Annotated in this window: 23 protein-coding genes and 1 other RNA gene; 2 read left to right on the top strand and 22 right to left on the bottom strand. The window is 62.1% G+C overall.

What is annotated here, in order from left to right; translation table 11 throughout:
* Positions 1 to 327 precede the first annotated feature (327 nt).
* The 10 genes from Q0K09_RS05965 to murD form a co-directional block, all read right to left on the bottom strand.
* On the bottom strand, positions 328 to 1,410 hold the full coding sequence (locus Q0K09_RS05965) for an SPFH domain-containing protein (protein ID WP_294474186.1): 1,083 nt from the start codon (positions 1,408 to 1,410) through the stop codon (positions 328 to 330).
* A 12-nt stretch (positions 1,411 to 1,422) separates the two neighbouring features.
* On the bottom strand, positions 1,423 to 3,339 hold the full coding sequence (locus Q0K09_RS05960) for a leucine-rich repeat domain-containing protein (RefSeq protein ID WP_294474184.1): 1,917 nt from the start codon (positions 3,337 to 3,339) through the stop codon (positions 1,423 to 1,425).
* A gap of 348 nt (positions 3,340 to 3,687) precedes the next feature.
* On the bottom strand, positions 3,688 to 5,667 hold the full coding sequence (ligA, locus tag Q0K09_RS05955; RefSeq protein ID WP_294474181.1) for an NAD-dependent DNA ligase LigA: 1,980 nt from the start codon (positions 5,665 to 5,667) through the stop codon (positions 3,688 to 3,690).
* Positions 5,646 to 6,347, bottom strand: a complete 702-nt coding sequence (locus tag Q0K09_RS05950) for a VanZ family protein (RefSeq protein ID WP_294474178.1) — start codon at positions 6,345 to 6,347, stop codon at positions 5,646 to 5,648. Before Q0K09_RS05950 ends, ligA begins: the two co-directional genes overlap by 22 nt.
* Before the next feature lie 65 nt (positions 6,348 to 6,412).
* Positions 6,413 to 7,102, bottom strand: a complete 690-nt coding sequence (yunB, locus tag Q0K09_RS05945) for a sporulation protein YunB (RefSeq protein ID WP_294474175.1) — start codon at positions 7,100 to 7,102, stop codon at positions 6,413 to 6,415.
* Between the two features lie 44 nt (positions 7,103 to 7,146).
* Positions 7,147 to 8,394: a methionine gamma-lyase family protein gene (locus tag Q0K09_RS05940; protein WP_294474172.1), complete on the bottom strand. Its 1,248-nt coding sequence runs from the start codon at positions 8,392 to 8,394 to the stop codon at positions 7,147 to 7,149.
* Positions 8,395 to 8,446: 52 nt separating this feature from the next.
* Positions 8,447 to 9,439, bottom strand: a complete 993-nt coding sequence (locus Q0K09_RS05935; protein WP_294474169.1) for a M42 family metallopeptidase — start codon at positions 9,437 to 9,439, stop codon at positions 8,447 to 8,449.
* 17 nt (positions 9,440 to 9,456) lie between these two features.
* Positions 9,457 to 10,482, bottom strand: a complete 1,026-nt coding sequence (locus Q0K09_RS05930; protein WP_294474163.1) for a M42 family metallopeptidase — start codon at positions 10,480 to 10,482, stop codon at positions 9,457 to 9,459.
* Complete coding sequence (locus Q0K09_RS05925; RefSeq protein ID WP_294474159.1) at positions 10,479 to 11,516, bottom strand: M42 family peptidase; 1,038 nt, start codon at positions 11,514 to 11,516, stop codon at positions 10,479 to 10,481. The genes Q0K09_RS05930 and Q0K09_RS05925 overlap by 4 nt, the downstream gene beginning before the upstream one ends.
* Positions 11,517 to 11,534: 18 nt before the next feature.
* A complete protein-coding gene (gene murD / locus Q0K09_RS05920; RefSeq protein ID WP_294474157.1) occupies positions 11,535 to 12,917 on the bottom strand; it encodes a UDP-N-acetylmuramoyl-L-alanine--D-glutamate ligase in 1,383 nt (460 codons plus the stop codon).
* Between the two features lie 143 nt (positions 12,918 to 13,060).
* Here murD and rnpB point away from each other — a divergent pair.
* Positions 13,061 to 13,412, top strand: an RNA gene (gene rnpB / locus Q0K09_RS05915) — RNase P RNA component class A.
* A gap of 110 nt (positions 13,413 to 13,522) precedes the next feature.
* On the opposite strand, the gene Q0K09_RS05910 is transcribed toward rnpB, so the two are convergent.
* The 4 genes from Q0K09_RS05910 to Q0K09_RS05895 all read right to left on the bottom strand — a co-directional run bounded on the left by Q0K09_RS05910 (position 13,523) and on the right by Q0K09_RS05895 (position 16,109).
* Positions 13,523 to 14,251, bottom strand: coding sequence for a YebC/PmpR family DNA-binding transcriptional regulator (locus Q0K09_RS05910; RefSeq protein ID WP_294474154.1), 729 nt, complete (start codon positions 14,249 to 14,251; stop codon positions 13,523 to 13,525).
* A gap of 71 nt (positions 14,252 to 14,322) precedes the next feature.
* Positions 14,323 to 15,123: a Nif3-like dinuclear metal center hexameric protein gene (locus tag Q0K09_RS05905; RefSeq protein WP_294474151.1), complete on the bottom strand. Its 801-nt coding sequence runs from the start codon at positions 15,121 to 15,123 to the stop codon at positions 14,323 to 14,325.
* The gene (locus Q0K09_RS05900; RefSeq protein WP_294474148.1) at positions 15,111 to 15,824 is read right to left on the bottom strand and encodes a class I SAM-dependent methyltransferase; all 714 of its coding nucleotides are present in this window, start codon (positions 15,822 to 15,824) and stop codon (positions 15,111 to 15,113) included. Before Q0K09_RS05900 ends, Q0K09_RS05905 begins: the two co-directional genes overlap by 13 nt.
* 78 nt (positions 15,825 to 15,902) lie before the next feature.
* On the bottom strand, positions 15,903 to 16,109 hold the full coding sequence (locus Q0K09_RS05895) for a DUF1858 domain-containing protein (RefSeq protein ID WP_294474187.1): 207 nt from the start codon (positions 16,107 to 16,109) through the stop codon (positions 15,903 to 15,905).
* A gap of 218 nt (positions 16,110 to 16,327) precedes the next feature.
* Between Q0K09_RS05895 and Q0K09_RS05890 the strand changes: the two genes are divergently transcribed.
* Positions 16,328 to 17,398 carry a GGDEF domain-containing protein gene (locus tag Q0K09_RS05890; protein ID WP_294474144.1) on the top strand — a complete coding sequence of 357 codons (1,071 nt, stop codon included), beginning with the start codon at positions 16,328 to 16,330 and terminating at the stop codon, positions 17,396 to 17,398.
* A gap of 167 nt (positions 17,399 to 17,565) precedes the next feature.
* Here the strand turns inward: Q0K09_RS05890 and Q0K09_RS05885 are convergent, their stop codons facing one another.
* The 8 genes from Q0K09_RS05885 to ruvC all read right to left on the bottom strand — a co-directional run bounded on the left by Q0K09_RS05885 (position 17,566) and on the right by ruvC (position 23,548).
* Complete coding sequence (locus Q0K09_RS05885) at positions 17,566 to 17,850, bottom strand: zinc-ribbon domain containing protein (RefSeq protein WP_294474141.1); 285 nt, start codon at positions 17,848 to 17,850, stop codon at positions 17,566 to 17,568.
* A 74-nt stretch (positions 17,851 to 17,924) separates the two neighbouring features.
* Positions 17,925 to 18,560, bottom strand: coding sequence for a sigma-70 family RNA polymerase sigma factor (locus tag Q0K09_RS05880; protein WP_294474138.1), 636 nt, complete (start codon positions 18,558 to 18,560; stop codon positions 17,925 to 17,927).
* 83 nt (positions 18,561 to 18,643) lie between these two features.
* Positions 18,644 to 19,993 (bottom strand): phosphoglucosamine mutase, encoded by a 1,350-nt coding sequence (gene glmM / locus Q0K09_RS05875; RefSeq protein WP_294474135.1) that lies wholly within the window; start codon positions 19,991 to 19,993, stop codon positions 18,644 to 18,646.
* Positions 19,994 to 20,012: 19 nt separating this feature from the next.
* Positions 20,013 to 20,768 carry an AAA family ATPase gene (locus tag Q0K09_RS05870; RefSeq protein WP_294474131.1) on the bottom strand — a complete coding sequence of 252 codons (756 nt, stop codon included), beginning with the start codon at positions 20,766 to 20,768 and terminating at the stop codon, positions 20,013 to 20,015.
* Positions 20,765 to 21,823, bottom strand: a complete 1,059-nt coding sequence (gene ruvB, locus Q0K09_RS05865; RefSeq protein WP_294474127.1) for a Holliday junction branch migration DNA helicase RuvB — start codon at positions 21,821 to 21,823, stop codon at positions 20,765 to 20,767. Before ruvB ends, Q0K09_RS05870 begins: the two co-directional genes overlap by 4 nt.
* Positions 21,824 to 21,853: 30 nt before the next feature.
* Positions 21,854 to 22,360 (bottom strand): hypothetical protein, encoded by a 507-nt coding sequence (locus tag Q0K09_RS05860; protein ID WP_294474124.1) that lies wholly within the window; start codon positions 22,358 to 22,360, stop codon positions 21,854 to 21,856.
* 18 nt (positions 22,361 to 22,378) lie between these two features.
* On the bottom strand, positions 22,379 to 22,984 hold the full coding sequence (gene ruvA, locus Q0K09_RS05855) for a Holliday junction branch migration protein RuvA (RefSeq protein WP_294474120.1): 606 nt from the start codon (positions 22,982 to 22,984) through the stop codon (positions 22,379 to 22,381).
* 12 nt (positions 22,985 to 22,996) lie between these two features.
* On the bottom strand, positions 22,997 to 23,548 hold the full coding sequence (gene ruvC / locus Q0K09_RS05850) for a crossover junction endodeoxyribonuclease RuvC (protein ID WP_294474117.1): 552 nt from the start codon (positions 23,546 to 23,548) through the stop codon (positions 22,997 to 22,999).
* Positions 23,549 to 23,737 lie beyond the last annotated feature (189 nt).

The following is a 23,737-nucleotide window of genomic DNA, read 5'->3' as shown; positions in this document are numbered from 1 at the left end:
GGTTGTGGACGCTTTAATCAAAGTTATCAAGGTGGCAAACGGGAATATTGAAATCACATGGAAAATCTAAGGCGGTTTTATCCGCTATCATTTTTGAGGTAAATCTACTTCAATCTTCCCGTTTCGGTGAAGCCATCCGGCTGGCCAAGGAGCGGCTGGACCAGAAGAACGTCTATCTCACCAACCCAGCCTTTGACAAATAACCGTTCACCGGCGCAGAGACGCAATGTGAACGGTTCACAGAGAACACGAAAGGCGGGGCCCGCGGCATCAAGCCGTGGGTCCCGCTCTTTCAGATCCTCCAGATGTGCAGACCGCAGCGGTTTCTCAGCGTTTCCCGGCGTCCTGCCCACCCTGTAGCAGCCGCTGGCCGCAGCGGGCACAAAACTGGTCCTCGTCCCGACAGGCCGCGCCGCAGGCCGGGCAGCGGGGGCCCGGAGCTTCCGCCACCCGCCGTCCGCACTGGGGGCAGAAGACAGCGTCCTCCCTCAGCCTGCCGCCGCAGTGCCGGCAAAAGTGCGGGGGTTCCGTGTCCGCTTCCGGCGTGCCCTTCGGCTGCATGCTTTGACGCACCAGATCGGACATCACGCCCCCCAGGGCGGCCCCCACATATACGCCGGCGGCCCCGCCATCGCCCCCGGAATGGACTGCCGACTGCTCCAAAATGTCATAGGTCCTGCCCTGCTGGTAATTGTATTGGAGGGCCTCCATCTCATATTTTTTGTTTAAAACGGCCCTGAGCTGCTGGACAGATGGGTCGTTCTCCGGGGCGTTGATGGAGTTGATGCAGAAGTTTACCAGCTTGACGCCGTAGCCCGAGAAAACCGGCTCCACCTGCCGGGCAATCCGCTGAGACAGTTCGGAGATGTGGGCGTTGGCCTCCAAAAAGCTCATTCCGCTCTCAGGCAGGCAGCTTGCCAGCTCATCTGTGATCCGGCTGCCCACCAGCCCCCGAAAATAGGGCACCAGATCGTCTGTGGTATAGGTGTGGGTGTTCCCCACCAGACGCCGCAGAAACAGCGCGGAGTCCTCCACCTCTACGCCGTACTGGCCAAAGGCCCTCAGGGGGATGATGACCTGATAGACAGGATCTTTGATCTGAATGGGGACTGGCGTTCCCCACTTGATATCCAGAATGTTCAGGCGGTTGACAAAGAATACCTCCGCCGGAAAGGGAGACCGGCCTCCAAAGGGAAGGTTGACCATCTTGCCAAGCAGAGGGAGATTGTCGGTCTCCAGGGTATAGGTCCCAGAAGAGAAGACGTCGCAGATCTCCCCTCTCTCCACAAACACCGCCTCCTGGGAAGGGCCCACCACCAGCTGGGAGCCAAGGCTGATGTCCTCCTTGGGGTATTTCCAGACCAACACATGGGCTGGGCCGTCAAACTTGATGACCTGCATCAGAGACATGCTGCATCCTCCTTATCGAATGAGTACCAGTCCCTCCCGGCCTTCCACCGAAGAGAAATCCCCGATGGGGTTGCCGGAGAGGTTCAGGTAAGTCAGCCCCTCCAGCCCGGCCAGGGGCGACAGGTCGGTGATTCGATTTCCGGAGAGGTCCAGCCAGGTCAGGCCGGTGAGACCGGACAGGGCGGAGATGTCCTCTACCCCGCAGTCCGACAGGTCCAGCCGCTCCAGGCGCTCCAGTGCGCCCAGCTGCTCCACAAACGCGGAGGCGGGGCCGGGCTCATAGCTCCAGTACAGCTCCCCCGGGCCGGGTGGGAGGTCCAGCATGTCGCGGAATCCGCTGAGGTTCAGCTCCCGAAGCTGCCCCAGCCGGGAAAAGAGGGAGAAATCCGTCCCCTCGGCCGAGACGCCGGACAGGTCCAGCACCTGGAGGGTCCCGATGGACACCACCGGGTCAATGGCGCGGTACAAGGTCTCACCGCCCAGGTCCAGCTCCTCCAACGGCAGGGACTGTAAGGCGTTTAAGCCTGTCAGATCTGTGGAATAGTTCTCATAGAACGGGTCCGAGGGGCGGAAGCTCAGGCGGCGCAGATTGGAGAATCCGGCCAGGGGCGACAGGTCCGCCTCACTGCGGGTGAAGTAGACCGTGAGCTCCTCCAGCTGCGACAGAGGCAGCAGATAGCTCAGCGATTTGGTGGACTGTAACTCCAGCTCCCGCAGCGAGGAGAGCGCGTACAGGTCGGAGGAATCGGCAAACAGCTCGTCACTGTCCAGGGTCAGCCGGGTCAGCCCTGTCAGGCTGGACAGCTCCGGAACGCTGGAAATCTGGTCGTTGTCCAAAAAGGTCAGCTCCTCCAGGCCGGTCAGGCCGGCCAGGAAGGATGTGCTCAGAATGGCGGTATCGGTGACCGTCAGGTGCCGCAGGCCCGTCAGGCCGGAGAGGGGCGAGAGGTCAGACAGGGCTTCGCCAGTCAGGGTCAGCTCCGTGAGCTGGTCCATCTGAGCCAGGGAGGCCACCCCCGCCAGGCTCTCGTTGTCCAGCAGGCCCAGCCGGGTCAACCCCTCCTGAGCCGGAAGGACGGACAGATCCTTCAGGCCGGTGTTCTCCAAGGTCAGCGCGGTCAGGCTGGGCAGGGCGTCCACTCCGGCCAAGGACTGAAAATTCGTCCCTATGATGTACAGTTCCTCCAAATTCGACAGGGCGGACAGGCTGGTGAGGTCCTCCATCTGGGGCCAGGAGAGGGTGAGGCCGGTCAGCCTGGGCAGGACCAGCTCCTCTGTCTCCACACCTCTCTCCCAGACCTCCAGACGCCGAAGGCCCTGAAAATAGAGAAGTCCAAGGCCGTCAGCCGACTCTCCCGCCTCCACCTGGAGGGCAACTGCCCCCTGGGCCTCCCCCTCCGGCTCCCGGCCCACCACAATGGTCCGTCCGCCGGTGCGCACATCTTCTCCCCCCACAGACAGATAAGTGATCTCCTGGAGCTGATCCAAGGTGATCTGGTTGGCGGTCCGCCCAAAGAAGAGCTCCACGGCCTGCCGGAGAGGGGAATCTGGGATCAGCTCCTCCACCGTAAACGCCGAAACCTGGGAAAAGAGGAGCGCTTCCCCGGTCAGTGCGTCGGAGAGCAGCGCCGCCTTGGCTGCCAGGTCCCGGCGGTCAAAGGTCAAGAAGCACTCCACACACCAGCTTCCGTACTCCACGCCCCCGGAGAGGAGCATGGTCTCGGCATAGCGGTAGGCGCTGTCCATCCGCCCTTGTTCCAAATAGAAGGTAATCACCTCCTGATAGGACGGCCAGTCCCTCGGGTCCGCCTGAAGCTGTTCCAGGATCCCGGACACCGAACCGCCGGTCGTGGATGGCTCGCGTCCACCAGAGGGCTGGAGGGCAAAGACCACCAGCAGGAGAAGCCCTGCCAGCAGGAGACACACCATTGCCGCCACCGGCCCCGATTTACCCTTGGCTCCTGCAGGAGGAGGGGGCGGAGTCTTACCCTCTGGAAGAGGACTCCCACACGAGGGGCAGTACCGCTCCCTGAAATCCACCATAGATTGACAGTATTCACATTGGACTTTCATCGCCTAGACCCGCCCCTCTGTTCGTTCTGTTGTCCGTACACTATGATTCGACTGTAATCTAGGATACCATAAAATTGAATCTGTAGCAATTCGCTTTATCTATACCGGCACATGGAAGCTCTCCATCGGAATCTGCTTTTGAGTGGGACCCGCCCCAAACATGGGCGCAAGGAATTTCCCTTGCGCCCATGCCCCCTTCTTCCCTTATGGCTCCTCCAGGAGGGCGAGAAACTCTGCCTCGGACAGCACAGGGATGCCAAGGGACTGGGCCTTGGTCAGCTTGGAGCCGGCCTCCTCCCCCGCCACCACATAACTGGTCTTTTTGGAAACCGAAGAGGAGACCTTGCCCCCCAGGGCCTCGATGCGTTCTCCCGCCTCCGCGCGGCTGAACTGCTGGAGGGTTCCAGTGAGTACAAAGGTCTTCCCGGCCAACTTGTCTCCCGCAATCTGGACGGCGCTGGTCATATTGACGCCCGCCTCCTTTAAGGCGGCGATGAGATGCTCGGCCTGGGGGCTGTGGAGCCAGTCCACCAGGCTCCGGGCGGTGATCTCTCCGATGTCGTCCACTGCGGTGAGCTCCTCCACTGTGGCCGCCCGCAGGGCCTCCAGGGTGCCGAAGCGGGCCGCCAGGACCTTGGCCGCCTTCTGCCCCACCTGGCGGATGCCAAAGGCAAAGAGCAGCCGGGACAGGTCGTTTTTCTTGGAGCGCTCGATGGCGGCAATCAGATTTTCCGCCGATTTCCTGCCCATGCGCTCCAGCTGTGCCACGTCTTCCGCCTGAAGGCGGTAGAGGTCCCCGGGGGCCTTCACCAGCCCGGCGTTCACCAGTGCCTCCACCACCGCCGGACCCAACCCCTCAATATCCATGGCGTCCCGGGAGGCGAAGTGGGTGAGATTTCGCAGGAGCTGGGCGGGACACTCGGCTCCAGTACAGCGAATGGCCGCACCGTCCGCATCCCGGGCCACGGGCGCGCCGCAGACCGGGCAGTGATCCGGCAGCAGATAGGGCGTTGAATCTGAAAGGCGCTTTTCCTTTACAATCTTTACTACTTCAGGGATGATCTCCCCGGCCTTCTGGACCAGAACCGTGTCGCCGATTCGGATGTCCTTTTCTGTGATGTAGTCCTGGTTGTGGAGGCTGGCGCTGGTGACGGTAGTACCGGCCAGTCGCACCGGGCTCAGGGAGGCCTTAGGGGTCAGAACGCCGGTGCGTCCCACCTGGACCAGGATGTCCAACACCCTGGCCTCCTTCTGCTCGGGCGGATACTTAAAGGCAGCGGCCCATCGCGGGAATTTGGCTGTACTGCCCATTGTTGCACGATCTGAAAGGGAATTTACCTTTACAACTGCCCCATCAATATCATAGGGGTATTCTCCCTTTCGCGCCCCGATGGCTGACACCTCTTTCTGGACCTCCTCCATAGTGGCACACATCTTTCGGGGAATGACCCGAAAGTGCATCCGCTCCAGAAAGTCCAGGCTCTCGGCGTGGGTCTCGAAGGAGACCCCCTCCACATACTGGACGTTGAAGAGAACGGCGTCCAGCCGCCGGGCGGCGGCGACTTTAGGGTCCAACTGCCGGAGCGACCCGGCAGCGGCATTCCGGGGATTGGCGAACAGGGGTTCCCCGTTTTGCTCACGGGCCTCGTTGATCTGGGCAAAGACGGTGCGGGGCAGGTAGACCTCCCCCCGGACGATGAGCCTGGGCAGCGCTTCCGGCAGCCGCAGGGGGATGGAGCGGATGGTCCGCAGATTTTCCGTCACGTCCTCCCCCACCAGGCCGTCCCCTCGAGTGGCGCCCCGGAGAAAGAGGCCGTTTTCGTACTCCAGGGCCACCGAGAGGCCGTCCACCTTGGGCTCCACGGTATAGACCGTCTCCCCCACCGCCTCCAGAACCCGCTGATCGAACTCGGAGAGCTCCTCCATGGAGAAGACGTCCTGAAGACTCTCCAGGGGGACCCGGTGCCGGACCTCCGCAAACCCCTCCGACACCGCCCCCCCCACCCGCTGGGTAGGAGAGTCCGGCGTGATCCACTCCGGGTGGGCGGCCTCCAGCTCCTCCAGGCGGCGGAGCTTGTGGTCATAGTCGTAGTCGGTCATGGTGGGGTTGTCCTGCACATAATATTCATAGTTGGCCCGCACCAGCTCCCGGCGCAGGGCCTCTAATTCTTCTCGTACTTCCATGATGGGGCGCTTCCCCTTTCGTGTAGTTTGAATCGTCCGGTGAATCCGGGAGCCAGCCGCCGCAGCAGTCCGTACAACCCATAGCCGCACAGCGTCCCCACCGTGTTGAGGATCAGGTCGTCCAGGTCGGTACCACGGTCGATGAAGAGCTGGAGGATCTCAATGCCCAGAGAGAGACAGAAGCCGGTGAGCAGTGCTTTCCACCACCGGGGCTGCCACCCCAGCAGGGCTGGGAAAAAGCCCACAGGCAGAAACATTCCGATATTTCCCAGGAATAAAAAGGCTGCCCAGTAATTCCGAAAGTGCCAAGCTGCTCCGCCGGGAAATGGGGTCAGGAGCCGGGGCAGAGCCTCCGGGATCCCGGACAGACGGGACCAGACCTCCTCAGCCGTTGGGTAGAACTCCAGAAGGGACTGCTGAGGCCAGGCATCCGGCTCCAGCAGGTAGGCCCACAGGTTGCTGGGGAAAACCGTCAGGGCCGCAAGACCGGCACAAAACAGCACAAAGAGGAGCATCGCACCCTCCCGGAGGGGTGGGCTCACCAGTCCGGCGCCGGCCAGCCGCCGCCTTCGCCAAGGCAGAAGCAGCAGGTAGGCTCCCAGTCCCACGCAGGCGCAGGGCAGCATCTGATAGAGATAGCGGCCAATATCCCCCAGAGCTTCCCAGAGAATATCCTCCATTATTTTGCCTCCTTCCGCATTTCCCCATTATAGCACAGCGGAAAGGGGCGTTCCTTGCAAAATTCTTACGTTTGCTGGGGGCTGGAGGACAGGCCCAGATAGGTGTCCGGCACCTGCCCCACAATGACGGTCTCCGCCACAGGGACCTGGGCGCTGACCTGAGTTTGAATGGTCTCACCGGGCAGCAGAATCTCCACCGACACCGTGACCTCCAGAACAATGCGGTGCCGGGTCTGATTGATGCCCGCGCTGGTAAACTGACTCTGGAAGTCCCCGTGGGCGGAGCCCACCGCCGCCACCTCCACCGGGAGGTCGAAGCCCCTGCCGGAGAAAAGGCTGATCCCTGTGAGATTCCCCACCGGGATGGACAGCCCGTCTGGGTCCAGTTGATCAATAGCCACAAGCACCGCCGCGAAGATGCCGCTCCGCAGCTCGTTCATGGCTGCCATGTCGCTGGTGAGGGCGGTGATATCCCCCGCCTCATTGCGCTCGATGGTGACCAGATCGCTGTAGCGAACGCCCCTTGCCCCGATCTCCTCTGCTACAGCGGCATCCAGGGCCAGCGCCGCCGCATTCTGCACCTTGGCCGTCGCCACAGCCTCCAGGACCGGCCGGAGCTGAAACTCCAGATGTCCGATCAGGGCCAGGGCCAGCAGGAGTCCAATCAGGCCTCCGGCCCAGGGACCCAGCCGCCGCCTTCCGGCAGAAGTCCGCCGGCGCAGGCGGAAGCGCTGCCATCTGTGCCAGTTCCGCATTGCAACTCACCCCCATGGGGACTCTATGCGGAAGACAGGTTGTATCAGTCCTTCAGCAGCTCCTCCACCGCCAACAGGATGCCTGCCTTTCCGGACTCATAGGTCAGGCCGCCCTGAAGGTAGATGGTATAAGGCTCCCGCATGGGGGCGTCGGCCGAGAGCTCGATGGAGGCCCCCTGGATAAAGGCTCCGGCCGCCATAATGACAGGGCAGTCATAGCCCGGCATATCCCAGGGCTCCGGCACCACATAGGAATCCACCGGCGCCCCCTTCTGGATGCCCCGGCAGAACTTCTTCAGCCGCTCCGGATCCCCAAAGTGAATCATCTGGATGATGTCGTGGCGCACCTCATTGGAGGCCGGTTCGGTTCGGAAGCCCAGGAGCTCCATGATCCGGGCCCCGAAGACGGCGGTTTTCACCGCCTGAGCCACAGTATGGGGGGCAAGGAAAAGTCCTTGATAGAGCATACGGTTGTTGCCTAAACTGGCTCCGCACTCGCGGCCGATGCCTGGGGTGGTAAGCCGCATGGAGGCCGCCTCCACCAAATCCCGCCGCCCGGCGAGATAGCCGCCGGTGGGGGCCAGGCCACCGCCCGGGTTCTTAATGAGGGACCCCACCACCAGGTCGGCGCCGGCCTGGGTGGGCTCCAGAGTCTCCACAAATTCGCCGTAGCAGTTGTCCACCAGAATGGCCGCCTTGGGGTTGACCTCCTGAATCACCCGGCACAGCTTGCCGATCTCGGCCACCGAGAGCGAGGCCCGTGTGGCGTAGCCCCGGGAGCGCTGAATGAGAACCGCCCCCACCTCCGGGCCGCTGACCGCCCGGGCCAGGCCATCCACGTCGGGCTCGTCGTCCACCAGGTCCACCTGGCGGTAGCCGATGCCGTAGTCCCTGAGGGAACCGGGCCCTTTATCGGTAACGCCAATGACTCCCAGCAGGGTGTCATAGGGAGCCCCCACTGCCGAGACCAGGGTCTGGCCGGGCTTTAGGGCCCCGAACAGGGCGCAGGAGATGGCATGGGTGCCGTTGACAAAGCCCACCCGCACCAGGGCGTCCTCTGTGCCGAAGATGTCGGCGTAGATCTCGTCCAGCTTGTCCCGGCCAAGGTCGTCATAGCCGTAGCCGGTGGTGCCGGCGAAGAAGGACTCGGCCACCCGGTGCTTCTGAAAGGCGGAGAGTACCTTCTGGGTGTTCTCCTCGGCGATGGCGTCGATACGGGCAAAGGTTCCCCCCAGGTCGACCTGAGCCTGACGGCCCAGCGCCCGCACCCGGTCACTGATCTGTAATGGCATATTCCTTTTCACACTCTGCTTTCTAAAGGGTTTCTTTCTCTCAAACGGCCGGTCAGAGGCGGCACTCCGCGAAGGCGGCGATGAGCCGGGCGGCGGCCTCAATGTCCCCACGGTCCGCCAGCTCCTGGGGGGCGTGAAGATAGCGGCAGGGGATGGAGATGCCCCCGGTGAGAACGCCCATCCGGCTGACGTGAATGCTGCCGGCGTCGGTGCCTCCGGCCCGGATGACATCCCGCTGGGTGGGAATACCCCGCTCCCTGGCCAGAACCTCCAGCCGGTCCACCATCTGGGGATGGCAGATGACAGAACCATCCATGACCTTGACGGCGGCCCCGCCTCCCAGGACGCTGCTACCCCGGTGTTTGCTGCCCAAAGCATCGGCGGCGGGAGTCACGTCCACCGCCACACCGTAATCCGGGTCGATGGCATAGGCCGCCGTCTTGGCCCCCCGGAGGCCCAGCTCCTCCTGGACAGTAAAGACAAAGTAGAGGTCGTTTTTGCTCTCCCGGAGCTGCTCCATAGCCATCAGCATCGCCAGACAGGAGGCCCGATTGTCCAGATAGGGGGCGGCCAGCCGGTCTCCGGCGGCAAAAGACGCGGTGTCAAACACGGCGGTATCGCCAATCTGCACCATGGCCCTGGCCTCGTCGGCGTCATGGGCCCCGATGTCCAGATAGAGGTCGTCCAGGGTCATGCTCTTGACCTCAGCCGCTTCGCTGAGGCGGAGGACGCCCCGAACGCCGTTCTTGAAGCGCACCGGCGCACCCAGCGCCTCGGCGGCACGGAGCCCACCCACTTTACAGAAGCGGAGATAGCCCTCCTTCTCAATGTGGGTGACAATGCAGCCGATGGTGTCCATGTGGGCGGCGAACATCACCCGGGAGCCCTCCCCCCTCCTGTGGGCGATGAGATTGCCCAGGGTATCCCGCCGGCACTCGTCCACATAGGGCACAGCCAGCTTTTCCAGAAGGGCGGCCACATCCCCCTCGTCCCCGGAGGGACCGTGGCAGGCATTGAGCGCCTGGAGGGTCTTCAGCATATCCATAAGCGTCGTTCTCCTCCCTATGACTGGGCGGCAATGGCCGCCAGAAAGTGTTTGGCCAGGTCATACATATGGTCAAAATCCTGGCAGCAGCCCACACTGGAGGGGGTGTGGAGGTATCGCACCGGAGCGGAAAGCGCCGCCACCCGGACTCCAGCCCGGGTCCGCTGGACAGCGGAGGCGTCGTTGCCGCCGGAGGTGTAGTTTTTGGTCTGCCAGGGGATCTGATTCCCCTCCGCCGTTTCCCGCAAGAGCTCAAAGAGTCCACGGTCGTAGACGGTCCCCCCGTCCATAAAGGAGAGGACGGGGCCGCCTCCCAGAGCGGCCACCCGCCGGTGGGCATCGGTACCGGGCAGATCGGCGGCAGTAGTCCCCTCCAGCACCAGGGCAATCTCGGGCGATACCGAGAAGGCCGCGCCGAAGGCCCCCCGGGTCCCCACCTCCTCCTGGACGGTAAAGGCGAAGGTGCAGTCCAAGGGCAGCTCCTCCTTCAAAAGCCGGAGCAAAATGGCGCATCCCACCCGGTCGTCCAGAGCTTTGGCCTTGAGCAGACCGTTTCCAAACTCCACCGCGTCACTCTCAAAGGCCGCCAGGTCCCCCAGGGCTGCCGCCTTCTCCGCATCCTCCCGGCTATGGGCGCCGATGTCGATGGTCAGATCCTCGAACTTGGGGACTGTCTTCTCCTCCTCACTGCTGACCAGGTGGTAGGGCTTGATACCGATGACGCCGGGGACCCGTCCTGGACCCACACACACCCGCCGGCCCAGGACCGCCCGGGGGTCGATCCCCCCCACCGGGGCGAATTTCAGATAACCCTCCTCGGTGAAGTCCTTGACGATAAAGCCCACCTCGTCCATATGAGCGGTGAGCAGCAGCTTGCTGCCTGTAGCCTTTTTCCCCCGCTTGAAGAGGATGAGATTGCCCAGGGCGTCCACCCGCAGGTGGTCGGCGTAGGGCTCCGCCTGCTGCCGCAGAAAGTCCCGGACCTCGTCCTCGCCGCTGGAGACGCCGTTGAGGAGGCAGAGTTCCTTTACCAGACTGGTCATATCCGCTCCGCCTCCCCGCCCAAGTGTTCGATAAAGGCGGCCAACAGGGCCGCTGTAGATTCTATATCCTCCAGCGCCACAGTCTCTACCGGGCTGTGCATATACCGCAAAGGCAGAGAGACCACCGCAGTGGCGATGCCCTCCCGGACAGTCTGCATATACCAGCCGTTGGTGCCGGTGTGCCCCTCCATGACTTCCACATCACAGGGGATGCCCAGCTCCCCGGCCTTCGTCCTCATGCGCTGGGTCATCCAGCGGGTCATACTGGGGCCCATGCCGATCTGGGGCCCGCCGCCCAGCTTGGACTGGCGGCTGCTGCCGGTGTCAGGGGCCTTGGCGTGTGTCACATCCACTGCCACGCAGAAGTCTGGGTGGATGCCGTAGGTCCCAACCCTGACCCCCGCTCCGCTGACCTCCTCCCGAGTGCTGCCCAGGAGGTAGAGGTCTACATCCAGGGACTTGTCCCGCAAAAGCTCTGCCGTTCGCAGCAGAACGGCAAAACAGGCGCGGTCATCCAGGGCTTTCCCAGAGAATCGGCCATTCCGCAGGAGTACAGGCTCCTCCCGGTAGACCATGGAGGTTCCGATGGGGACGGCCCGCTCCGCCTGCTCCTGGGTCAGGCCCACATCTACCCGGAGCTGGTCAACAGGGATGGACTTGCGCATGTCCTCCGCCTTGAGCACATGGGGTGGCAGGCAAGCCACCACCCCCAGGATAGGTGGGTCAGTAAGGACGGTCACCTCCTGATCCGGGAGCATCCTGGGGTCCACCCCGCCGATGGTCCGAAAACGAAGGAATCCCTCCTCGACACCGGTGACCATCAGCCCCACCTCATCCAGGTGGGCATCCAGCAGCAGCCTGGGAGCCCCTGGCCTCCCACACAGACGCACCCCCACCGCGTTGCCGAAGCGGTCCACATTGGCCTCGTCCAGTAGAGGACGCATCAGCTCCACAGCCGTCTCCGCCACGGGCCGCTCAAAGCCGGAGGGGCCCCGCAGAAGGCTCAGCCGCTCCAGCACAGCCTGAATATCCAAGTAAGTTCCTCCCTTTGCTTACAACTCATAGATGATTTTTTTAAAGGCTTCGCCCCGCTGGGCAAAATTTTTGAAGTGGTCAAAGGAGGCGCAGGCCGGCGAGAGCAAGACCACATCCCCCGGCTGGGCCATGCTGTGGGCTGCCATCACCGCCTCGTCGAAGTCCCCATACTTAGAGATGGGAGGTGTGCCGTGGTAGGCGGGGCAGCTTCGAACGGCCTCCGCAATTTTCTCTGCGGTATCACCTGTCAAGATTAAATACTTGACATGTTCTACTACCTCTGGACCCAAGGCGTCAAAGGGGATGTGTTTATCATAGCCGCCGGCGATGAGGATGACCTTTTCCCGGAAGGAGCGCAGGCCGGCGATGGTCCGGGAGGGGCTGGAGGCGATGGAGTCGTTATAATAGCGCACGCCATCCAGGGTCCGCACCAGCTCGATTCGGTGCTCCACCCCGGTGAACTGGGCGGCAAAAGATCGGATGACCTCGTCGGGCACCAGGCCGTCCACTGCGGCAATGCCGGCCATGTAGTTCTCCACATTGTGCTCTCCGGGCAGCAGGATGTCTTTCAGGGGCAGGACAGCCCGACTTCCCGCCTCATTGGATACCCATATCGCCCCGTCCCGGACGAAAACCCCCTGGGACAGCTCTTGGCGGCGGCTGAAGAGGACCACCCGGCCGGGGGCCGACTCCGAGAGCTCCCGGGTGATCTCATTGTCGAAATTAAAGACAGCTTTCCCATCTGGCCCTTGATGTGTAAAGATATTTTCCTTGGCAGCGATATACTCCGCCATGGACTTGTGGACGTCCAAATGGTTGGGGGCCAGATTGGTAACTACGGCAATCTCCGGGCTCTGGTTCATGGTCATAAGCTGGAAGGAGGAGAGCTCCAGCACAGCGTAGTCCTCTGGCACCATGCCGTCCACATCCGGGAGCAGAGGCTTGCCGATATTCCCCCCCACAAAGGTGTGGAAGCCCGCCTTTTTCAAGAGCTCAGCAAGGATGGTGGTTGTGGTAGTCTTACCATCGCTGCCGGTGACGGCGATGGTGTGGCAGGGACAGACCTGAAAGAAGACCTCCATCTCGGAGGTTACCGTGCTGCCCCTGGCCTGAGCCAGCAGCAGCTCGGAGACATCAGGCCGCAGGCCGGGCGTCCGAAAGATCACATCCTGGTCCAGGCCTCTGAGGTAGTCCGGCCCCAGGCGCAACTCGGCCCCCAGACTCTCCAGCTCCTCCGCCAGCCCGCCAAAGTCCTCCCTCCGCTTTTTGTCGCAAGCGGTGACCTGGATGCCTGCGCGGAGGAGCATCTTGATGAGCGGCGTGTTGGAGACTCCGATGCCGATGACGGCCACCGTCTTTCCCTTGAGTCCGGCCAGATATTCCCGAATGGTAGCGGCCATAGCCGTCCCCCCTTTCTCACAGTTTTGTGTCACTGCTATTATATCCTATCCATGGCAATATTTCAATCGAATCCGCCGCCTTTGCTCCTGCCCGAAAAGCTCTGTTTGACATTTCCTCCCGTTTCCGCTATAATAGCGACTTGCAAGCAGGCTGGACAGCCGCGTGGGCAGTGCCGAAAGGCCGTCCATGAGGAAAGTCCGGGCTCCACAGGGCGAGGATAACGGATAACATCCGCCGGAGGCGACTCTAGGAAAAGTGCAACAGAGAAATACCGCCCCGTATCTCACGGGGTAAGGGTGGAAAGGCGAGGTAAGAGCTCACCCGATGGCTGGGAACTGCCCATCGCTGTAAACTCTATCCGGAGCAACACCGTGGAGGGACACACAGGCCGGCCCGGTCGTCCCGAGGAGGTGGCTGGAGTGCGTTGGCAACGGCGCACCTAGATAGATGGCTGTCTTCAATGACAGAACCCGGCTTACAGGCTTACTTGCACCTATGGACGCCGGAGGCTGACTGCCTCCGGCGTCCTGATTTTTTCCACTGTCCCAGGCAGAAGAGGAGCCGGACCGCGCTGCGGTCCGGCTCCTCCCCGCTCACAGGCCGCTCAGTCCTGTTCCCAGTTATGGTAGACATTCTGGACGTCGTCGTTCTCTTCCAGCATGTCAATGAGCTTTTCCATGTTCTTAATGTCCTCTTCTTTCTCCAGCTTGACATAATTCTGGGGGACCATGTCCACACCGGCGGAGGCGAAGGTGTAGCCCTTCTCCTCCAGCTTGGCCAGGACATCGCCGAAGGCCTCGGGGCTGGTGGTGATCTCAAAGCAATCCTCATCGGCCTGCATATCGTCGGCGCCGGCATCCAGGGCATCCATCATGACGGTGTCCTCGTCCAGGTCCTCACGCTCGATGACAATGACGCCCTTGCGGTCAAAGGACCAGGACACACAGCCGGTGGCGCCCAGGTTGCCGCCATACTTATCAAAGTAGTGGCGGACCTCCGGCGCAGTGCGGTTGCGGTTATCGGTAAGCGCCTCCACAATGACGGCCACGCCGCAGGGGCCATAGCCCTCGTAGACCACGTTTTCGTAGTTGTCGGCGTTGCCGGAGCCCAGGGCCTTGTCGATGGTGCGCTTGATATTGTCGTTGGGCATATTGGCGGCCTTGGCCTTGGCAATGACGGTGGCCAGGCGGGAGTTGTTGTTGGGATCGCCGCTGCCCCCCTGCTTCACCGCCACAATCATCTCCCGGGCAATCTTGGTAAAAATCTGGGAGCGCTTGGCGTCGGCCGCGCCTTTGGTCTTCTGGATATTATGCCACTTGGAATGTCCTGACATTGGATTCGTCCCCTTCTGAAAGTCTCAAATAACTGTGCCATTTTACCATAAAGCCCCTGCGGGCGCAACCCCTACAGGTAGGAAAAAACCTCTTTATGTCGAGCGGTCATCAGCACCTCCACCTCTGGAAAGGTCTCCCGCAGCTTCTGGACCAACACCGGACAGACCACGTTTTCCGTGGGATAGTGTCCGGCGTCAATGAGGTTGACCCCCAGGTCCCTGGCGTCCAGAAACTGGTTGTACTTGACATCCGAGGTCACAAAGGTGTCACAGTCCTGGGCATAGGCCAGATTCACCATGTCGCCGCAGGCTCCGCCGCCCACTGCCACCCGGCGGACCGGCTTTCCAGCGTCCACATAGCGGACGCCGTTGGCCCCCAGGGCCTCCTTGACTCGGGCGGCGAAGTTCACCAAACCGGTGGCCTCCCCAGCCGTCAGGGTCCCCACCCGTCCGATGCCGATAGGACGGCCCTGGGCGTCTGTCCCAGAGGGCTCCAGGACGTCAAGGCCGGTGAGCCCAAGCCGCCGGGCCAGCTCATCGTTGACCCCTTCCACGGAGGCGTCCAGATTGGTGTGGGCGCAGATGGCCGCCACACCCCCCTCGATGAGGGCCAGCAGGGTCCGCCCGGTAGGGTCGGCGTCGGTCACCGACTTGGCCGGATAGAAGATTACCGGGTGGTGGGAGACGATGAGTTCCGCCCCCTGCTCCACGGCCTCCTCTGCCACCTCCAGGGTGATATCCAGGGAGACCAGCAGGCGGCGGACCTGCCGGTCCCCCCTGCCCACCAGAAATCCGGCGTTGTCAAAGTCCATCTGGGTGGCAAAGGGGGCCACGCTGTCCAAATAGTGAAAAATATCGTTTACCGCTGCCATGCGTCCCACTCCTTTTTCATTTCCTCCAGGCCCTGGGCCAGGGCCTCCTGCTCCGAAAGCCGCCAGAGGTCCTCCGGCCGGGTGGACCTCCGCAGGCCCTCCAGGGCCCCCTGGACCCGCGTTATGAGGCGTTCCAGGTACAGACCCCGCAGAGGGGCCCCCATTCCCCGGAATTGCCGTCCGGCCCACTCCTCCGTCGGCGACAGGGGGCGCATGGACCCCGGCGAGACGGTCAGGGAGACATAGAGGGCCTCCCCTTCCCGGCTCAGCGCCTCGCTTTCAATGTGAAAGCCGTTCCGCCACAGCCAGCCCCGCAGGTCCTGGGCCGAGGTCATGGGCTGGAGAAGAAACCGGGTCCTTCCTTTTGCCGCCCATGGAGCGGCGGCCAGGATGGCGGCGATGGTCTCCCCGCCCATGCCGGCGATGGCGCACAGGTCAGCCTCCTCCGGTCCCAGGGGAGCGAGCCCGTTCCCCCGGCGGAAGGAGATGCGGCCGCTCAACCCGTGCCGCCGGGCGGTCTCCCGGGCCTGCTCCAGAGGCCCTTCCCGCAGGTCTGTGGCGATGGCGTGGTCAATGACGCCCTGCTCCAGGAGCCAGACCGGGAGGCGGGCGTGATCGGTCCCGACATCGGCGAAGCGGACCCCCTGGGGCACCTGCCGGGCCAGTGCCAGCAGCCGGGGGGACAGGGCAATGGGCCTCATATCCTCACCTCTTCGTCAGAATATAAAATAAAATGAAAGCGGAGCGGCATTGCCGCTCCGCTTTTTGGAATCAACCTCTTATTTCGCGGCGGGGACCATAGAATTGACCTTCTCCAGCAGGGCGTCCACATCCACACCGTGGACCATGCAGGCCTGCTCCACCGTCTCTCCCCGGGAAGCAGGACAGCCCAGGCAGTGCATCCCGATGGACATGAAAATCGGAGCGGTCTCAGGCGCGACGTCCAGAATGTCGCCAATAATGGTATCCTTAGTAATCATAAAAATAGACCTCCAAAAAACTAGGATAACTATAGTATACCCTAGTTCGCGCTTTTTTTCAAGAGAGAGATGCAAGAAAAAATATCTGCCGGTGTACCCGCCGGCCCTGCGATAAAATTGAGGCCTCCCCCGTTATCTTCTCAGAAAGCCGTTCAGGGAACCAGACGTCCCTCTCATGGACCGTGCAGAACAGCGGCGAAGCAAACTTTTCCGGGGTGATCGGTATGCAGGCGTTGGAACTCAATGTAAATTGGCAGCTCAGACTGGTGTATCTGGGCTCTGCCGTTGCCTCCATGGTCAATTTTGTCGTGGTATGGCTGCTGGGACTTCCCTATCTGCCGGTCTTCTACCTGGGATCGGCCCTTTTGAGCTTTCTCCTGTCCAGACGGATTACCATGAGATGGTTCCTGCCCGCCTACCTGGCCCGCTTCTGTCTGGTCGCCTGCCAGTCCTTCCTCTCCGTCTACGTCATCGGTGATGACTGCGGCATCCAGCTCTATCTCCTGGCCCTGCTGCTGTTGGGAAATTATATTCGCTTTACCAAATACTCACGGACTTTTCAGAAGGGCTTTATGGCCGCAGTCTGTGCCGCATGTGTAATTTGCTATCTCATCTCCGACGAAGTGCTCGACTATTTTTTAACCCCTCTGGTCCGCATCACGGAGGAGGCCGAGATCTTCTTTACCGTCCTCAATGTCACCGGCAGTCTGGCCCTTTTGATCTTCGTCAGCAGCATTTTTGCCAACGGATACCAGCGCATTTTCCGCACCCTGCTCCAGAGCAACGACAAACTCCAGACCGAGGCCGGCCAGGACATCCTCACTGGCCTGAAGAACCGCCGCGGTATCCAGCCCTGCCTGGAACGGGCCTATCGGAATGCGCAGAAAGGGGTGCCTCTGACCGTGGCCCTGGCGGATATTGACTACTTCAAAAGGTTCAACGACACCCATGGCCACGAGGCCGGAGATATCGTTCTGCAGCAGATGGGCAGGATCGTTCAAGACCAGCTTGGATCCTGGGCGGATGCCTGCCGCTGGGGCGGAGAAGAGTTTCTCTTTCTGCTTCCCTGCACCCTGGAGGAGAGTGTGACACACCTGGAGGCCCTCCGCCGCGCGGTGGAGGAGCTGGCCATCGTCTATCGTGGCGCCACGCTCCGAGTTTCCCTCACCATTGGGGCGGCCGTGGCCCAGCAAGGCGACACGGTGACCGATCTGATTCTGGCGGCGGACCAGGCCCTCTATCTGGGAAAGGACCGGGGCAGGAACCAGGTGGTTTCCTGCGGATCAAGGGGCTAAAGCTGTGTCAGGATCTCTTTCATTGCCGCCTCCCGCAGATCCTCCTGGGGGCCCTCCCCATACAGTCCCTATCACCTTGTCATATAATTGCAAATTTTCTCCATAGCAAAAACGGCATAGCCCGCAGGCTATGCCGTTTTTTGAGCAAACGACTTATTCGCAAGAAATCAGCGGCCCTGCTCCTCCCGCATACGGGCGAAGCACTCGCTGCAGTAAACGGGGCGGTCGGACTTGGGCTCGAAGGGAACCTTTGCCTCGCCGCCGCAGGCAGCGCAGGTGGCGGTGAAATACTCGCGGGGACCGCGGGCAGCGGCCTTGCGGGCATCCCGGCAGGACTTGCAGCGCTGGGGCTCGTTCTGGAAGCCGCGCTCGGCGTAAAACTCCTGCTCACCGGCGGTGAACACGAACTCCTGGCCGCATTCCTTGCATACAAGTGTCTTGTCTTCGTACATGATCTTTTCCCTCTCTTTGACTGATTGCCCAGGCCCGGAATAAAACCGACATTGCTGGGTCTGTAATATTGCGTTCAGCTCTCGCTGAAATCGCCGGAAGAAAAGTGCCGCGCCACTTTGCGCCGGATGCGCTGTACTGCGTTATCCACCGCCTTGGGGGACCGGTTCACACGCTCCGCGATCTCCCCATAGGAGTGACCGCGGAGATAGAGCTCCAGGATCTTCGCCTCAAGGCTGGATAACTGTCCCAAAAGGGTACCAAGCCGTTCCCGGCGCTCCTCCCTGCTGATGAACATATCCTCAGGGTTTTGCTGCGGCTGTCGGGCTGCGCTGAATGGATAACTGTCGGTGTTCCCGTCTAAAAGAGGGGTTTCAAAAGAGACATAGTGGTTCAGCGGAGTGTGTTTATCTCTGGCCGCCGCCCGAACGGCGGAGAGAATGCGGTTGCGGATGCAGGTCTCGGCGTAGGCACGAAAAGGACTCCCCTTTTCCGGGGAAAATTCCCGGATCGCGTTCAGCAGCCCCACCATGCCCTCCTGAATCAGGTCCTCACTGTCCCCGCCAGCCAAAAAGTAGGGGCGGGCACAGGCGCGCACCAGCCAATGGTAGCGCACCACCAGGTCTTCCTCGGCGACACGGTCTCCCGAGGCGGCCAGACGGCACAGCGCCTCGTCGGTGAGCGGGTTTCGGTCGGTCTCTGCTGTCCTCATTCCAAGACTCCTTGTTTATTATAGGGCAGAACCACCCCAAATGTCAAGCATTTATGCAGATTATTTTAGGATTTTCCAAAAGTTCAGAGTGTTTTTATGAGATTTGCCAGTTCCTCCGCACAGCGGGCAGCCTCCTGGGCGGTCTCCGCCTCAACCATGACCCGGATCAGGGCCTCCGTGCCCGAGGGCCGCACCAGTATGCGCCCTGTGTCTCTCAGAGCCTCCTCCCGGTCCGAAATGGCAGCCTTCAGGGTCTCGGAATCCATAATCCGCTGCTTTTGCGCGTTGTCGGTAACGGCTACATTCACCAGCACCTGGGGATACTGCCGGCAGTCCCTCACCAGCTCGGAGGCCCGCAGGCCGGACGCCTGCAAGACGCTCAGGAACTGGAGGGCAGTGAGTTCCCCGTCCCCAGTGGTGGAGTGCTCCAGGAAGATGGCGTGGCCGGACTGCTCGCCCCCCAGAATAAAGCCATCCCGCAGCATCCGCTCCAGCACGTTTCGGTCCCCCACGTCGGTGCAGACCACATGGATGCCGTTTCCAGCTCCAAAGCGGTGGAGCCCGATGTTGGACATCACCGTGGCCACGATGGTGTTCCCCTTCAGACGGCCCTCCGCCTTGAGGGCGCGGCCACAGACGGCCATGATCTGGTCCCCGTCAATGGGGGTCCCCTCCTCGCTCACCGCCAGACAGCGGTCGGCATCCCCGTCGAAGGCGATGCCCACATCGTAGCCTCCGGCCTTGACCATAGCGGCCAGGCCGTCCAGGTGGGTGGAGCCGCAGTTGGCGTTGATGTTGATTCCGTCTGGATCGGCGTTGATGACGTCGCAGTGGAGGTCCTCGAAGCGGTCGAAGAGCTGGGGCGCGGTGGCGGAGGCGGCGCCGTTGGCACAGTCCACCAGGATACGAAGCCCGGTCAGGCCGCCGCCCACCGTGGCGGCCAGGTGGCCGATGTAGTCGTCCCGGGCCCGGTCCTCGGTGTAAAAGACCTTGCCGATGTGCTCATGGGTGGCCCGGGGCATTTGGGCTCCGGCGAGCACGATATCCTCGATCCGCCCCTCCAGCTCGTCGGAGAGCTTGAAGCCCTGACCGTTGAAAATCTTGATGCCGTTGTGCTCAAATGGATTGTGGGAGGCCGAGATGACCACCCCGGCGGCCGCCCCCCGGTCCACCGTGACCCAGGCCACGGCGGGGGTGGGCACCACCCCAAGGTGGAGCACGTCGGATCCGGCGGAGCACAGCCCCGCCACCAGGGCACCCTCCAGCAGGTCGGAGGAGATGCGGGTATCCTTTCCGATGGCCACCAGGGGCTTTGTCCCGTTTTCCTCCCGAAGCACCTGGGCGGCGGCCAGCCCCACCTTGTAGGCCAGCTCGGCGTCCAGTCCCGCATTGACCACGCCGCGGATGCCGTCGGTTCCGAATAATTTACCCATAGCAGTGACAGTCCTTTCGTCAAGTGGTGCCGGTTTCAGAAAAGAGGGATCGGAGCATCCGCTCCGGGTCCTCTAAAAAGCGTCTGGTGAGCAGGTAGTGCTCAGTTTCCCGGTAGGCCGTCCGCCGGATGCCCTCCTCTGAGAGGCGGTAGATGCAGGCGCCGGGGTAGGCCATGAGGATGGGCGAATGGGTGGCGATGAGGAACTGGGAGTCCTCCTCCACCAGCAGGTGCAGCTGCCCCAGCAGGGTGAGCTGCCGGGCGGGTGAGAGGGCCGCCTCCGGCTCATCCAGGAGGTAGACCCCCTCCCCGCCGAAGCGGTTCTGAACCAGGGCCAGGAAGCTCTCCCCGTGGGACTGGGCGTGGAGGGAGCGCGCCCCATAGGGCGTCCCCACCTCCAAGCGAAGCTCCTCCCGGTAGGCATCCTCCAGATAACTGGCAGTGTTGTAAAAGCTCTCAGCCCGGAGGAAAAAGCCGTCCCTGGGATAGCGGCTCCGGGAGACGGTGAGATAGTCTCCCAGCTCCGCGTGGGTCTTCCGGGTGGAAAAGGAGAAGTTCCGGGTGCCCCCTTCGGCGTTGAAGCCCATGGCCACCGCCAATGCCTCCAGGAGGGTGGACTTTCCACTGCCGTTCTCCCCCACCAGAAAGGTCACCGGGGTGTCCAGGGCCAGCCGTTCCCCCACTATAAGGGGCGCAAGGGCGGGCAAAGCGGTGAGATAGGAGTCCTCCGGGAGGGGGCGTCCCAGAAAAATCTCCCGGATATAACCCGGACTCATAGGGAGAGCTGGTCCAGGCCGAAGGTCCCGGCGGGGACGGACAGCCCCAGGTGCTCATAGGCCCGCCGGGTGACGCACCGGCCCCGGGGGGTCCGGGTGAGGAAGCCCATCTGCATCAGATAGGGCTCATAGACGTCCTCCAGAGTGACCGCCTCCTCGTTGATGGTGGCGGCCAGGGTCTCCAGGCCCACAGGGCCGCCTCCGTAGTGCTGGATGATGCTGCTGAGCATCCGCCGGTCGATGGCGTCCAGACCCAGGTGGTCCACCTCCAGGGCGGTGAGGGCCTGGTCGGCCACGCCCTGGGTGATGACGCCCCCGGCCTTCACCTGGGCAAAGTCCCGGACCCGCCGGAGCATCCGGTTGGCGATGCGGGGGGTGCCGCGGCTGCGCTTGGCGATCTCCATGGCCCCCGCCCGCTCGATGGGCACCTCCAGAATACCAGCCGAGCGGGTGACAATGCGGCGGAGCTCCTCCGGGGTGTAGAGCTCCAGCCGCAGGGTGACGCCGAAGCGGTCCCGAAGGGGGGCGGAGAGCTGCCCCGCCCGGGTGGTGGCCCCGATGAGGGTGAACCGGGGCAGGTCCAGCCGGATGGAGTTGGCGGCGGGGCCCTTGCCGATGATGATGTCGATGGCGAAATCCTCCATGGCCGGGTATAAAATCTCCTCCACCTGCCGGTTGAGGCGGTGGATCTCGTCCACAAAGAGGATGTCGTTTTCACTTAAATTGGTAAGAAGGGCCGCAAGGTCCCCCGGCTTCTCAATGGCCGGGCCGGAGGTGATGCGGATGTTGACCCCCATCTCGTTGGCAATGATGCCGCTGAGGGTGGTCTTGCCCAAGCCGGGTGGGCCGTGGAGGAGCACATGGTCCAGGGGCTCCCCCCGCATCTTGGCGGCCTGGATAAAGATTTCCAGATTTCCCTTGGCCTTCTCCTGGCCGATGTACTCCCGGAGGGTCTTGGGCCGCAGGGAGCCCTCGCTTTCATCCTCCCGGGTCAGGGTGGTGGCCACCAGGGGCTCCTCTGTCTCAAACCCGGTATCGGAAAAGTCAATCGACATGCGTTCACTTCCTAAAAGTTTCGGGAATGCTTAGATGTGGTCTTTGTGCCATTTTCCCGGCTCGCTCTGGAAGCCGTAATTGACCTCGCTGATTTTCCAGCCGCCGCCCGTATCCCGCAGAATGAACTGATGGCACATTTCCAAGCCGCATTTTGAGAAGAAGGTCTCCACCACCGCCCGGGCGGAGCTCTTCATGGTGAAGGTCAGGCGGCATTCGGTGTTCAGGTAATCGTATTTTCCCGGCTCTCCATAGCTGCGTCCATACTCGCGGGCCAGGAGCTGCGGGGTGCAGCGGTCCTGGACCAGACGTCCATACCGGGCCTCATGGTCCTTGAACAGCGCCGTCTGTTCTGGAACACCTTGGTGGACCGGGATTCCTTTTCTCCGCTTTTCTTCACGTATTGCCCGATCCTGCCGCATGGTCTCCGCCTCCTCGGCGGCTAAACCGCGCAGTAACTCCACCAGAGGAGGGACCAGCTCCTGCGCCATCGGACGGAACTTATCCGGCGTATTGATAATCTGGATTTGAAGATTCATTTCGTTTGGACCTCCTTCTTATTTCACCATTTTTTTCAGGGCCTGCTTGATAACCGCCTCCAGCTTGAGAGTCTCCACGTCAATGCCCTTAAGGGCCAGGCCGATCTCAGCCTGAGAGTAACCCAATACTGCCAGGGCGGCGGCGGCCTCGCTGGCCTTGTTTTCCGGGATAACGGTAATCCCAGTGCCGCCGTAGCTCTCCCCGCCGGGAACAGCGAGCTGGCCTTTGGCCAGCTTATCCTTCAGCTCCAGGATCACCCGCTGGGCGATCTTCTTACCGATACCGGGGGCCACGGTGAGGGCCTTCTCGTCTCCGGTGATGATGCTCATAGCCAAAGCCTCCGGCGTGGAGGAGGAGAGAATGGACAACGCCGCCTTAGGTCCCACACCGGAGACTCCGATGAGCAGCTCGAAGCAGCTGCGTTCCTCCTCGCTGGCAAAGCCGTAGAGGTCGAAGACGTCCTCCCGGACGTTGAGGTAGGTGAAGAGCTTGGCCTGCTCCCCCGGTTTCAGCCGGGAGAGGGTATGGTTAGTGGTGCGGCAGGCGTATCCCACTCCGCCGCAGTCGATGACGGCCAGATAGGGGGCCAGATGGGCCACTTGGCCCTGGACATAGTAAAACATGACAAAACCGCCTTATTTGAAGAGGTTCCTGCCCCGGTTTCGGACGGCATACCGCCCGCTGCCGGGGGTAGCCGGGTCCAGGAGGGCCAGCCGGGAGGTAAAGGACCGGGCGTGGCACAGGGCAATGGCCACCGCGTCGGCGGCATCGTCCGGCCTTGGGACAGCGGAGAGACCCAGAAGCCGCCGGGTCATCTCCATAACCTGGCGTTTCTCTGCCTTTCCATAGCCCGCCACCGCTTGCTTTACCTGGGAGGGCGAGTATTCAAAGATGGGGACTCCGGCCCGCTCCGCCGCCGCCAGGATAACGCCCCGGGCCTGGGCCACGCCGATGCCAGTGGTGACATTGTTGTTGAAGAAAAGCTCCTCCACCGCCATGGCCCCGGGCCGGAAGGTCTCCAGGAGCTGGGCCATGTCATCTTCAATCTGGACCAGCCGGGCGGGCAGAGACCGTCCCGCTGGCGTGGTGATGGCGCCGCAGCGGAGCAGCCACTGCCGCCCCCGGTCCCCCTCCAGCACCCCAAAGCCCACAATGGCAAAGCCGGGGTCGATGCCTAGAATAACCATACTGTCCTCCATCCTGCTATTCCCTCCTATTCTACCACGGCGGGGCCACAGGCGCAACCGCAGAATTGAGATGTCCCTTTTCAAGATAAGTAGTGATGCCCCAAACTCCGGCAGTTTCACTAAATAGCATTTCCTAACTCCACAGAAGGCTTGGTTAACTGGTTTATCATGCCTTGCAGAGAGCATTTT

The organism is uncultured Intestinimonas sp., from assembly GCF_944387725.1.
Classification (GTDB): Bacteria; Bacillota; Clostridia; order Oscillospirales; family Oscillospiraceae; genus Intestinimonas.
Note: the sequence above shows the minus strand (reverse complement) of the source record. Positions and strands in the feature narration are given on the sequence as shown.